This is a genomic window from Streptomyces sp. YGL11-2, from assembly GCF_050054615.1.
Classification (GTDB): domain Bacteria; phylum Actinomycetota; class Actinomycetes; order Streptomycetales; family Streptomycetaceae; genus Streptomyces.
In genome coordinates, this window is the sequence record NZ_JBNHIN010000075.1 from 21,251 (window position 1) to 33,483 (window position 12,233).

Consider the following 12,233-nt stretch of genomic DNA (forward strand, 5'->3'; position numbering starts at 1 on the left):
CAGGGCCTGGTCGAAGACCTGGACGTTCTTGATGCCGCCGGTGAAGAAGTCGACGGGCCGGCCGTCGAGGGTGGCGCGGCCGATGACGAGCGGGCCGGGGGCGGTGACGGGTCGGGTGTCGGTGGCGGCGCCCTGCTGGGTGCCGTTGACGTACAGGCGGAGCCGGTGGGCGGCGGCGTCGCAGACCCCGACGAGGTGGGTCCAGGTGTTCACGGCGGGCGGCTGGGTCGCGAGCGCGCGGACGCCCGGCCGGGAGAACGCCCAGCGGTGGTCGGAGCCCGAGTACTGGAGGAAGAAGGTGCTGGTGCCGGCGGAGCCCTGGCTGACGACGGTGGCGAAGCCGCCCGCGCTGGTGAGGTAGACCCAGGCGGAGACCGTGAAGCCGTGCCCGGGGGCGGTGTCGAGCACCGGGCCGCGGGTGGTGATCTGGCTGCTGACGCCGTTGAAGAGGGCGGCGCCGCTGTCGCCGGTGCCCCAGCGGACGTCGGTCGCGGTGCCGTCGTGGCCGCCGGCCGAGTCCGCCGCGCCGGTACCTGACTGCTCGTCAAGTCGCCATGCGCCGACCGGCTTCGGGCCGACCGGCTTCGGGCCGACCGGCTGCGGGCCTGCGGGCCGGGGCGGCGCGGAACCCCGCGCGGTGTCGTGGGCGAGCGTCAGCGCGGCGGGAACGCCCACCGCGGCGGCGGCCGCGGCGGCCACCGAGATCAGGAGCGTACGGCGGGTGGGGCCGCGCCGGTCCCCGGCGCCGTCCGGACGTGACTGCGTGGTCACCGGCCCGGCCGGAGGAACGGTGGACGCGTCGTGTCGGGCGACGGCCGTCGGCCCCGCCCCGGGCGTGCCCGGCACCGGAGTCGGGGGACCGGCCGGCGGCGCCGCTGCCCCATCGGCCGACCGGCGTCCCAGGGGGGCCGTTTCGGTCTGCGCCCCGGGGTCCGCGTCCCTGCCGGCGCCCCCGCCGCCGGTGCCAACTGCCGTGCCCCGGCCGGGTATACGACCGGACGGCACGGTGCCGGGTGGGGTCCCGGGGCCGGGGCCGGCGGAGGGTGGGCGGCCGTCGCCCCCGTCCGACGCGTCTCCCGCGGCCCCCGCACCGCACCGGGTGAGGAGCTCCCGCGGCGTGGGCCGCCGGGCGGGGTCCTTGGCCAGGCAGTCGGCGATCAGGGCGCGCAGCGCGGGGTCGGTGACCGTGCCGAGGTCGGGGGTGTCGTGGACGACCCGGTAGAGGAGGGAGGCCAGGTGGCCGTCGCCGAACGGGTTGCGGCCGGTGGCCGCGTACGCCAGGACCGTCCCGAGGGAGAAGACGTCGCTGGCCGGGCCGATCTCCTCGCCGTTGACCTGCTCCGGCGACATGAAGCCCGGGGAGCCGAGCGCGTAGCCGGTCATGGTGAGGGAGTTGCCCTCGACGACCCGGGCGATCCCGAAGTCGATGACCCGCGGGCCGTCCTCGGCGAGCAGCACGTTGGAGGGCTTGAGGTCGCGGTGGACGAGGTGCGCGCCGTGGATCGACACCAGCGCCTCGGCCAGCCCGGCGGCCAGCGCGAGGGCACGCGGCGCGGGCATCGGCCCCCGGTCGGTGACCGCCTTCTCCAGCGACGGGCCGGCGATGTAGCTGGTGACCAGCCAGGGCTCGGCGGCGTCCGGATCGGCGTCGATCACCGGCGCGGTGAACGCCCCGCTGACCGCGCGGGCGGCCTGTACTTCCCTGCGGAACCGGGAGCGGAAGTCCGGCTGGTCGAGCAGCGCGGCGTGCACCACCTTGACCGCGACCTGCCGGCCGCCCGGCGAGCGCCCGAGGAAGACCCGCCCCATACCGCCCGCGCCCAGCCGCCCCAGGAGCTGGTATCCGCCGATGGAACGTGGGTCGTCCGGATCCAGCGCTGCCACAAACCCTCCCGCGTCGTCGACCCGGCGGGTTGCGCCGGGCGGCCTCCAGCATAGGGGGCGGACGATGCGCCGGCCGGGGGACTTCGACCGCGGAGTGCGCCTGACCAGCCGTCATGGCGGTATGTGGGTCCGTCGGAACGCCGGTACGGGGCGGGGAGCGGCGCCCGTTCGGATCGCACTTCCCCGCCCCGCGGGTCAGCAGGCGCCCAGGTCCTGCCAGACCCCGGACCCGCCGCTGGACGGGGCCTCGCCCTGCGTCCACCACTTGGCCTTCCAGGTATGGCCGTTGTACGAGACGGTGTCACCGCCCACGTAGACGGCGCCCGCGCTGTAGGCCGCGGCGGTACAACTGCCCTGACCCGGCGGCGTGGTGGGCGGGGGAGTGGTGGGTGGCGGCGTGCCGGGCGGGGTGGCCCCGGCGAACTTCACCGAGTACGTGGTGAAGTCGTACGCGCCCTGCGGGACGCTGCTGCACGTGCCGGACGTCTTGCCGTTGTTGTCCGGCGGGGAGCACTGTCGGTCACGGTTGACGGACCAGTTGGTGAAGCGCGCCATGTGGTGGGAGGTCGCGAAGTCCAGCACCGTCTGGAAGTCCGCCTGGGTGAAGTACTCGCCGGTGTCGCTGCGCCCGTTCATCTGCGAGATGCCCTCGTGGGCGTAGGCGGTCGCCTCGTCCCAGCCGAACGTGGAGCGCAGGACGGCGTTGAAGTGGGTGAGCGCCGCGGTCTGCGAAGCGGCGCCGTTGAAGCCGCCGTCGAAGGGCATGATGGAGAAGTTGTCCGGGGTGAAGGACTGGGACCTGGCCTCGTTGAGCATCTGCTTCCCGAACCAGCCGGTGCCGTCGGCGGTCCCGGCGGTGGTGACGGAGAGGTAGAGGCCGGGGTTCTTCTGCTGGAGTATCTTGGCGGCCCCGATCTCGTTGTGGATGGCCGCGGAGTTCTCGTACTCCGGCTCCTCCAGGTCGAAGTCCAGTGCCTTGAGGGCGTACTTGTCGATGACCTGCTGGTAGGCGGCGGCGGTCGCCTCGGGGGTCCCGCAGCTCTGCCCGAGCTTGGTGCCGTTGTATCCGCCGACGGACGCGGAGACGTCGCCGCCCTTCGCGCGGATCGCGGAGATCACACCGGCGACCGCGGTGTCCGAGCCGACGGGACTGTTCCCGTCCCATGTCGGGGAGCAGCCACCGCCGTTGGGCGCCAGGATGAAGGCGAGCTGGAACGCCTTGAGGCCGGTGGCGTCCATCACCGCGCCGGGGTCCGGCGGGTTGTTGTCGAGCGGCATGAAATAGGGCGCGGCGGCATACCAGTTGCCGCCCAGGGCTTTGGGCGCCCGGGGCGCCGTGCCGCCGTGCCCGGCGGCGAGCGCCGTACCGGCCGCCACGAGCGCGACGCAGGCCGCGGAGACGGCGGCGGCGAGGGTTCTGACCTTACGAGGTGGCACATGTCCTCCCACGATCCGAGGGGGTGGTCCAGACCAATGGCCCACAGAGTGACCCCTGGCCACGGGCGCGTCAACACTTTGGACTGGACCAGTGCCGAACCGAACTCGCCGGGCCCGCGGCCGTGTTGGCGCGGGCCGGGCCGGTCACCCGTGGAGCAGCGTCCGGGCGCGGCCGTAGTTCGCCCGGATGCGGAGCCCGGTCGAGGTGTCGGCGGGGGCGGCGATCTCCCGGGTCGCGGCGAGCGGCCAGTGCGGCGGCTCGGGGGTGCCGGCCAGGGTCCAGGCCGCCTGCCGGGCCGCGCCCAGGGCCACGTACTCCTCGGGTTCGGGCACCGTGACCGGCGTACCGAAGATCTCGGCGGCGATCTCGCCGACCACGGGGGCCCGGGCGGCCCCGCCGATGATGAAGACGCGCCGGGCGTCCACCTGTTGGGCGCGCAGCCGGTCGAGTGCGTCGGCCATGTTGCACAGCATGCCTTCGACGGCCGCGCGGGCGACGTTCCGCGGGTGCATGTTCGCCGTGCGCAGGCCCGTCAGGCTGCCCGCGGCGTCGGGGAGGTTGGGGGTGCGCTCACCACCCAGGTAGGGGAGCAGGACCAGCCCGCCGGCCCCGGGCTCGGCCGTGCGGGCGAGCGGGCCGAGGTCGTCGAGCGCGATGCCGAGCATCCGGGCGGTCGAGCTGAGCACCCGGGCGGCGTTGAGGGTGCACACCAGCGGCAGGAACCGGCCGGTGGCGTCGGCGAACCCCGCGACGGCACCGGTGGGGTCACCCACGGGATGGTCCGAGAGCGCGAAGGCGGTGCCGCTGGTCCCGAGGGAGATCACCACGTCGCCCGGCCGGATGCCCAGGCCCAGGGCCGCGCCCATGTTGTCGCCGGTGCCCGGTGCCACCAGCGCCCCGTGCGGGGTGCGGCCGGCCGCCTCGTACGGGCCCAGGACGCGGGGCAGTCGGGGGGTGCGGCCGTCGAAGGCGAGCGCGACCAGGTCCTGGCGGTAGGCGCCGTCGGCCGGTGACCAGTAGCCCGTGCCGGAGGCGTCGCCCCGGTCGGTGACCGGTTCGGCGGATGTGCCGGGCCCGCCGCACAACCGCCAGGTCAGCCAGTCGTGCGGCAGCAGCACCCGGTCCGTGCGGTCCGCGGCCCGCGGTTCGTGCTCGGCCAGCCAGCGCAGTTTGGCGACGGTGATGGCGGCGACGGGTACGGTGCCGACCGCCTCGGCCCACTTCTCCGGCCCGCCGAGGTCCGCGACCAGGTCCGCCGCGGCCTGCGCGGACCGGGTGTCGTGCCACAGCAGCGCATCGCGCACCGGCTGCCCGGCCGCGTCCAGGGCCACCAGGCCGTGCTGCTGCCCCGCGACGGCGACGGCGTCCACCTGCTCCAGAAGGCCGCCGCCCGCTGCGCGGAGCGCCTGCCACCAGACCTCGGGGGAGACCTCGGTGCCATCGGGGTGGGCGGCGCGGCCCCGGTGCAGGACTTCCCCGGTGTCGGCGTCGCAGACGACGACCTTGCAGGACTGGGTAGAGGAGTCCACCCCGGCAACTGTGGGCATGGCGATGTCGCTTCCGTGCAACGAGAGAAATCAACGAGAGAAATCAACGAGGGGTATCAACGAGGGGAGTCGGCGGGTGGAATCCGCGGGGGATTCACGGGAATCCGTGGGGATGGAACCGACCGGATGATCGGCCGGGTGCCGTAACGGGCCGCCGGGCAGCGGGAGTTCAGCGCTGCGGACGGAGCTGGATCTTGCGCCCGGAACCGTCGCGGAAGGTCTGGAGCGCGGCGCCGAAGTCGTCCAGTCCGAAGCTGTGGGTGATCATCGTGTCGGCGTCGACGACCCCCTTCGCCATGAGGTCCACGGCGCGGCCGAAGCTGTGCAGGACGGCCATCGACCCGACGATGGTGATCTCGTTGTTGTAGACGTCGAACGGCGAGAAGGACGCCTTGGCGGCGGACGGCGCGACGCCGAACTGCTGGAAGGTGCCTCCGCGGCGCACCCGGCCCAGGCCGTCCTCGATCACCGGGATGGCGCCGGTGCAGTCGATCACCGTCTCCCAGCCCTGCGGCCGGTCCAGATCCGCCGCGCTCACCGCGGTGGCGTCCGCGCCGAGCCGTTCGGCGACCGCCAGCCGGTCCGTGTTGAGGTCGACCACCGAGAGCGAGGCCGCGCCGGCGGCCCTGGCGAGCTGAAGCATCATCAGGCCCATGGTGCCCGCGCCGTAGATGAGGTAGTGGTCGCCGAGGCGGCGCGGCAGCACGTCGAAGCCGCGGACCGCGCACGACAGCGGCTCGATCAGCGTTCCCTGGACGACGTCGACGCTCGAAGGCAGCCGGTAGCAGTTGGCGGCCGGCACCGCGACGTACTCCGCCATCGCGCCGTCCACGGTGTCGCCGATCGCGCCCCAGTTCTCGCACAGGTTGCCGCGGCCGATCGCGCAGTAGTGGCAGGCGCCGCAGAACAGCGACGGGTCGACGGCGACCTGCTCCCCGGTGCGCAACCCGCTCACCCCGGGCCCCAGGGCGACGATCTCGCCGGTGAACTCATGGCCGGGGATGATCGGGTACGGCGTGGGCGCGAACTCCCCCTGGACGATGTGCACATCGGTGCCGCAGATGCCCACCGCGGCGGGTGCGACGACGACCTCGCCGGGGCCGGGGGTGGGGTCGTCGACGGTGGTGACCTCGTAGTGCCCGGGGGTGTGGATGACGACAGCGCGCATGGGGCGGGCCTTTCTCGGGGGGGTGGGAGTTCCGGCCGGGGCCGGTTCAGCTGAGCGGGTCCACGGTGCGGACCTCGACGCCGAGGTCCCGGACGGCCCGGAGTTCGCTCTCCGGGGTCCCGGTGTCGGTGACCAGCAGGTCGTAGCCGCCGACATCGCCGTAGGGATAGGTGGCGGTGCGGCCGAACTTGCTGTGGTCGACGGCCAGTACGGCGCGGTCAGCCGCCTGGAGGTACGCCTGCTTGGTCTCGGCGTACTCGCGCACCGGGTGGAACAGCCGCCCGTCGCGGACCGAGGTGGCGGTGACGAAGGCGACGGTGGCGCGGATGTCCTGCAACTGGCGCCGGGTCTGCGGTCCGGCGCAGGACTCGAAGTCCTCGTAGTAGCGGTCGCCCAGCAGGGTCACCTCGGCCGGCGACGCCGCCAGCAGGTAGGTGATGCGCAGCGAGTTGGTGATCACGCGGATCCCGTCGACGTCGGCGAGCCGGCGGGCGAGCGGGAAGAGCGTGGAGCCGCAGTCGATCAGCACCGTGTCGCCCGGGGAGACCTCCGCGGCGAGGGCGTCCGCGATGGCGGACTTGATCTCGACACGGGCGTTCTCCCGGAAGCGGAGCGCGCTCTCCATGGCGACGTTGGAGAAGGCCGTGGCCACCCCGCGCCCCTTGCGCAGCAGCTGCCGCTCGTGGAGGTTGTCCAGGTCCCGGTGCATGGTCATCACGCTGACGTGCATCCGCGCGGCGAGTTCGGAGATCCGGATCTCGCCCTCCTGCGCGACATGGCGCAGCACCGTCTGACGGCGCTCCTCCACCTCGGCCTCGGAGCCGCGACTCGCTCTCATCGTGGGCACCCCCCGTTCGTCGTCCGGCGGTCTTCGCCGTGGCCTCACCCTAGAACATCACACACTTTATGTGAAGCTCTTGAAATTCTCTGTGAGCTTGTTCAGTCTGTTGGCCACGCTCGGGCGAAGGCCCGGCCCGTCAGGAGGTCCAGCAGTGCTGCCCATGTCCCCGGAGCGCATCTCGCCGCCGCCCCGCCCCGCCGTCCTCGGGATCCCCCGGGCCCTCATATGGGGCTATGTCGGCGTCCTGCTCTTCATGATCGGCGACGGTGTGGAGACCAGCTATCTGCCCACCTACTTCAAGACCGACCTCGGCTTCGCGGAGGCGAGCGTCGGCGTCGTCTTCACCGTCTACGGCGTCACCGCCGCGGTGGGCGCCTTCCTGGCGGGCGGGCTCTGCGACCTGTGGGGGCCCCGCCGGGTGATGATGGCCGGCGCCGGCTGCTGGGCGGTCTGCCACACCCTCATGCTCGCGGTCGCCGTCCCCGCCCACTCGTACTGGCTGATCCTGATCACCTACGGCCTGCGCGGTTTCGGCTATCCGCTGTTCGCCTACGGGTTCATGGTCTGGATCATGGCGGGCGCCCCGGAGCGGCAGCTCGGCAAGGCGCTCGGCTGGTTCTGGTTCTGCTTCACCATGGGCTACCCGGTGCTCGGCTCCGTCCTGGTCTCGCTCCTCAAGCCGGCCATCGGCTTCTACGGCACGCTGTGGGTGTCCCTCGCGATGATCACCGCCGGGGCCCTGGTGGTCCTGCTCCTGCTGCGCGACCGCGCCGGGTTCCAGGGCCTGTCCAGGGGACCGGAGCGGGCCGGCCTGTCGCGGACCTTCATGGGCTGCCTCACCGTGATGTTCGCCCGGCCGCGCGTCGGGATGGGCGCGCTGGTCCGGCTCATCAACACCACGTCCCAGTTCGGCGTGTGGGTCTTCCTCCCCCTCTTCCTCGTCGACCGGATCGGCTTCAGCACCCAGGAGTGGGCCTCCCTGCTGATCGTGATGATGGTCAGCAACCTCGCCTGCGTCGTGCTCTTCGGCGCGCTCGGCGACCGGTGGAGCCGGCGCAGGACCGTCGCCTGGCTCGGCGGGGCCGTCTCCGCGCTCGCCTGCCTGGCGCTGTACTACGTCCCCGAAACCGTCGGCCACGACTACCCGCTGGTCGCGATCGCAGTCGGCGCGCTCGGCGTCGGCATGGCCGGTTACGTCCCCCTGCCCCCGCTCATGACCGCCCAGGCACCGGAGCGCAAGGGCCAGGTCATGTCCGCGTACACCCTGGGTGCCGGCGCCAGCATGGCCCTCGGCCCACTGATCGGCACGGTCTTCCTCGGCGTGCTCGGCATCGGGGGAGTGCTGGGGATCTACGCCGCGCTGCACCTGCTCAGCACCGTGCTCGTCCTCCGCATGAAGACGCCCGCCCCGCGGCCGGAATCCGGTGGCCCCACCCCGGCGGTGCACGCGGAGCCCGAGGTGACCACGGGCGGCGTACGTTAGCGTGTTCGGCGCCGGTGCCCGGAACATCCGCGGCGCCCCGAGATGACACGTTCCGGTACCCCAACGGCCGTGCCGGAGAAGGAGATTGCGGTGACCGAAGAACAGCGCGACAGCGCCGATCGCGACGGGTTAGACGGCGGCCCCTGGTGGGCGGGCCTGGGGCCGGTAGGAGGCGCCGTGCTCATCGTGGCCGGCCTCGCCCTCGCCCTGTTCTTCTTCCTCTTCCTCGGCCGGTCCGGCTCGGAGCAGCACCTGGGGGTGCTCCTCGGGGCGGGCAAGATCGTGGCCATCGGGCTCGTGCTCGTCGGCACGGCGCTGATCGCGCGCCGCCGCGGCACCCACGAGACCGATGCGGACGGGAACCCGCCGGGCGGGGACGACGGGACGGGGTGAGCCGGCTCGGCGGTGCGCCACCTCATCGGGGAGCGGACGGCGGTGACCGCGCCGGGTTCCCTGGCGCGGTGGCCGAGGATCTGAACGTTGGCTGAACAATCGGCGGTCATGGCATCCCGGCGGGCGATCCGGCTATCTGGCACTCCGAACGGTGAGTTCCACCAGGGAGGCTTCGTCCATGGCCAGCACCACCTCGACAGCGATCGCGTCCGCAGCGCGCACGGGCGGCGGGCTGCTCGCCCGCACCGGAACGCGGCGCCAGGACCGGGAGGTCCGGCCGGTGTACGCCAGGTTCGCGCTGGCGGCGATCCTCGTGGTGGCGGCGGTGCTGTTCACCTGGGACATCCAGCACAGCGCGTTCCACGCGTTCTACGCGGAGACCGCCCGCAGCATGGCCGAGAGCTGGAAGGCTTTCCTGTTCGGCGCGTTCGACCCGGGAAGCTCGATCACGATCGACAAGCTGCCGGGCTTCCTCTGGCCGCAGGCGCTGTCCGCGCGGATCTTCGGCTTCCATCCGTGGGCGCTGACCCTGCCGCAGGTCATCGAGGGCCTGCTGAGCGTGGTGTTCCTGCACCGCGCGGTGCGCCGCTGGGCGGGGGAGCACGCGGCGCTGCTCGCGGCGGGGGCGTTCGCGCTCACCCCGGCGATCGCCGGGCTGTTCCGTACGGCGGTCGAGGACCCGGCGTTCACCCTGCTGGTGATCCTGGCCGCGGACGCCACACTGCGCGCGGCCCGCGAGGCTCGGGTGCGCCCGCTGCTGGCGGCCGGGGTGTGGGTCGGCCTGAGCTTCCAGGCCAAGATGCTGGAGGCGTGGGCGGTGCTCCCGGCGCTCGGCCTGCTGTACCTGATATCCGCCCCGACGGCGCTGCGCCGCCGGCTGGCGCACCTGGCGGTGGCGGGCGCGATGTGCCTGGCGGTGTCGGCGTCATGGGTGCTGCTGGTGGCCGTGACCCCGGCCAAGGACCGCCCGTACATCGACGGGACCACCAACAACTCGGCGGTCAGCCAGGTCGTCGGCTACAACTTCCTCAACCGCTTCTCCAGCATCCACATCAGCGCCGAGAAGACCGGCAGCGTCGCCGTCTCCACCATGGCCGGCACCGCTCCGGCGACCCCCTCCGGCCACAGCCGCCCCACCGCCGCGCTGTGGGTCAAGATGTTCGGTCCGTCGCTGGCTTCGCAGGTCGGCTGGCTCTACCCGGCGGCGGCGCTGGCCGCGGTGTGCGGCCTGGTGTGGCGGCGCGGCAGGCCGCGTACCGATCCGCTGCGGGCCGGATTCGTGCTGTGGGGGGTGTGGCTGGTGACGTACTTCCTGGTGTTCAGCGCCGGTTCGATCGGCGGCCACACCTACTACATGGGCGTGGTGGCGGTGCCGCTGGCGGCGCTGTTCGGCGCCGGGACGGTGCAGTTCTGGCGCGCCTGGCGCCGCGGGGGCCGGGCACGCGCCTGGGCGCTGCCGGCGGCGGTGGCGGGCACGGTGGGCTGGTCGGCGTTCGTCTCGGTGCAGTTCCCGACGTTCCTGCCGTGGCTGACGCCGGTCGCGATCACGCTGGGGGCGGGCGCGCTGGCGCTGCTCGCGCTGTCCCGGAAGGACGCCGGGGGCACGCGCCGGCGGATGGCGCTGCTGGGTCTCGGCGCGGGCCTCGCCGCCATGCTGCTGCCGTCCGCCGCCTGGGCGTCGACGGTCCTGAACCCGGTGTACGGCCACTCCGGCATGGGCTCGACCGGCCCGGTGGCCGTCCGACGCCATACCGCGCCGCACCGGCCCGCGCCGCAGCACCCGGCCCCCGACGCCCGGAAGGCCGCCAAGTCCTCCGACGGGGCCTCGCTCGACGAGAAGCAGCGCCGGCTCCTGGCGTACACCCGGGCCCACCAGGACGGCGCCGACTACGTTTTCGCGACGACCAGTTGGCGGACCGCCTCCCCCTACATCCTCGCCGCGGGCGCCAAGGTGCTCCCCATGGGCGGCTTCACCGGCACCGTGCCCACCCCCACCGAGGCCGAGTTCCGCCACCTCGTCGCCACCGGCCGGCTGCGGTACGTCCTGCTCGGCGGCCCGGGGACCACCGAGGGCCGCGCCATCGCCCCCTGGGTACGGGCCCATTGCCCGCGCGAGCCCGGCACGACGGCGCAGCTCTACCGCTGCTCGCCGTCCTCGGCCGGCCGATGAAGGGGACCGATCCAGCACATCCTCGCCGGGGCGCTGCGGCTGCTGCCCGGCTCGTGGAACCTCCTGCGGGTCGCCTCACCCGAGTTCCCCTCCGTGGACGGGCGGATCGTGCCGCCGGACGGCGTACCGCTGCTCCCCCTGCTGAGCCACCGCGACCCGAGGGTGTCGGCGGGACCCGAGGCGTTCCGGCCCGGGCGATGGCGCGGCCTGGACCCGGACGACCACCCGGGACACCTGCCGCTCAGCCACGCGGACGAGTGCTGCCGGGGCCGCCCTCGACGGCCTGATGGAGGTGGCCGAGGTGCGCGTGACGCGCCGCTGACCGCGGGCCCCTGGCGGGCCGTACGGCGGCCCACCGGGCGCACTCGCGCGTGCCCGGTGGGCCGGTCCCGTCGCCCCTGCTGCCGGTCAGCCGGCCGCGACGACGTTGGTGGCGTCCATCGCGGGGCGCAGGGCGCGGGCCAGCCGGACGGCGTCGCCGACCGCCCAGAAGTGGACGAAGAACAGCCGGGGTTCGTCCGTCAGGCCGTGGTTGTGCAGCTCGACGAGTTCGGCGCCGGCCCGCCGCAGCGCGGCCAGGACCTTCTGCACCTCCTCGGCGATCATCACGCAGTCGCCGCTGACCGCGGCCCGGCCGTCGCCCAGCGGCTGGAAGTTGAGCGCGGTGGTCGACCCCAGTCCCGGCGGCAGCACCAGGTCGCCGTCGGTGACGCGCTCGCGGCGGACGAAGATGCACTTGAAGATCTCGCCGTCGACGGAACCCTTCGCCCCCAGCGCCTCTTCGACGCCGTCGGTGTCCAGGTCGACGGGGTTCTCCATACCGGGCGGCAGCGGGAGCGGGGTGCCGGTGCCGTCGAACGCCGCGCGCAGTCCGCGGGCGAGGTGCGCCGGGTCGTGGCCGTGCCCGTGGACGTGCAGCCACCAGACGGAGGGCCGCTGGGCGAGGAGGTGCTTGTGGAGGGCGGTCACCGCGAGGCGGTGCTTGTGCAGGGTGTCGCAGAACCGCTGCAACTCGTGCTCGGTGACCACCAGGTCGCCCATCACGAGCGAACTGCCGTCCTCGTAGCGGACGAAGGCCACATGCGATCCCAGGGCGAGCGCCGGTTTGACGGTGACGCGGTCGGAGACCACGCGGAGGTCCCGGCGCGGGAATCCGGTGTGGTACATCGTCTTCTGCTTCATGTCGCCCAGACCGCCCAGGTGTGCGGCCACGCTCGCCCAGTCCGACTGGGTGGTGTGCACCGGCTTGATCAGGCCGCGGCGGCTCGTCCCGGGCGGTGCGCTGGCCAGGGCGCGGGCGGGGGCCGGC

General features: G+C 73.5%; 9 protein-coding genes. 3 read left to right on the forward strand and 6 right to left on the reverse strand.

Annotated elements, in window-relative coordinates:
• From ACO1BR_RS40340 to ACO1BR_RS40360, 5 genes are all read right to left on the reverse strand, one after another.
• A partial coding sequence (locus ACO1BR_RS40340) for a protein kinase domain-containing protein (protein ID WP_426800083.1) occupies positions 1-1,884 on the reverse strand: 1,884 nt, incomplete at its 3' end.
• A 195-nt stretch (positions 1,885-2,079) separates the two neighbouring features.
• Positions 2,080-3,321, reverse strand: a complete 1,242-nt coding sequence (locus ACO1BR_RS40345) for a carbohydrate-binding protein (protein WP_426800084.1) — start codon at positions 3,319-3,321, stop codon at positions 2,080-2,082.
• A gap of 144 nt (positions 3,322-3,465) precedes the next feature.
• Entirely contained in the window at positions 3,466-4,869 is a 1,404-nt protein-coding gene (gene xylB / locus ACO1BR_RS40350) for a xylulokinase (RefSeq protein ID WP_426800085.1), read from the reverse strand.
• Positions 4,870-5,038: 169 nt separating this feature from the next.
• On the reverse strand, positions 5,039-6,037 hold the full coding sequence (locus ACO1BR_RS40355; protein ID WP_426800086.1) for a zinc-dependent alcohol dehydrogenase family protein: 999 nt from the start codon (positions 6,035-6,037) through the stop codon (positions 5,039-5,041).
• Between the two features lie 46 nt (positions 6,038-6,083).
• A complete protein-coding gene (locus ACO1BR_RS40360; protein ID WP_426800087.1) occupies positions 6,084-6,875 on the reverse strand; it encodes a DeoR/GlpR family DNA-binding transcription regulator in 792 nt (263 codons plus the stop codon).
• Positions 6,876-7,038: 163 nt separating this feature from the next.
• On the opposite strand from ACO1BR_RS40360, the gene ACO1BR_RS40365 reads away from it, so the two are divergent.
• The 3 genes from ACO1BR_RS40365 to ACO1BR_RS40375 all read left to right on the forward strand — a co-directional run bounded on the left by ACO1BR_RS40365 (position 7,039) and on the right by ACO1BR_RS40375 (position 10,924).
• Entirely contained in the window at positions 7,039-8,361 is a 1,323-nt protein-coding gene (locus tag ACO1BR_RS40365) for an MFS transporter (RefSeq protein ID WP_426800091.1), read from the forward strand.
• A 90-nt stretch (positions 8,362-8,451) separates the two neighbouring features.
• Positions 8,452-8,754, forward strand: a complete 303-nt coding sequence (locus ACO1BR_RS40370) for a hypothetical protein (RefSeq protein ID WP_426800088.1) — start codon at positions 8,452-8,454, stop codon at positions 8,752-8,754.
• Between the two features lie 178 nt (positions 8,755-8,932).
• Entirely contained in the window at positions 8,933-10,924 is a 1,992-nt protein-coding gene (locus ACO1BR_RS40375; protein WP_426800089.1) for an ArnT family glycosyltransferase, read from the forward strand.
• A 408-nt stretch (positions 10,925-11,332) separates the two neighbouring features.
• Here ACO1BR_RS40375 and ACO1BR_RS40380 read toward each other — a convergent pair.
• A partial coding sequence (locus tag ACO1BR_RS40380; protein ID WP_426800090.1) for a DUF1259 domain-containing protein occupies positions 11,333-12,233 on the reverse strand: 901 nt, incomplete at its 5' end.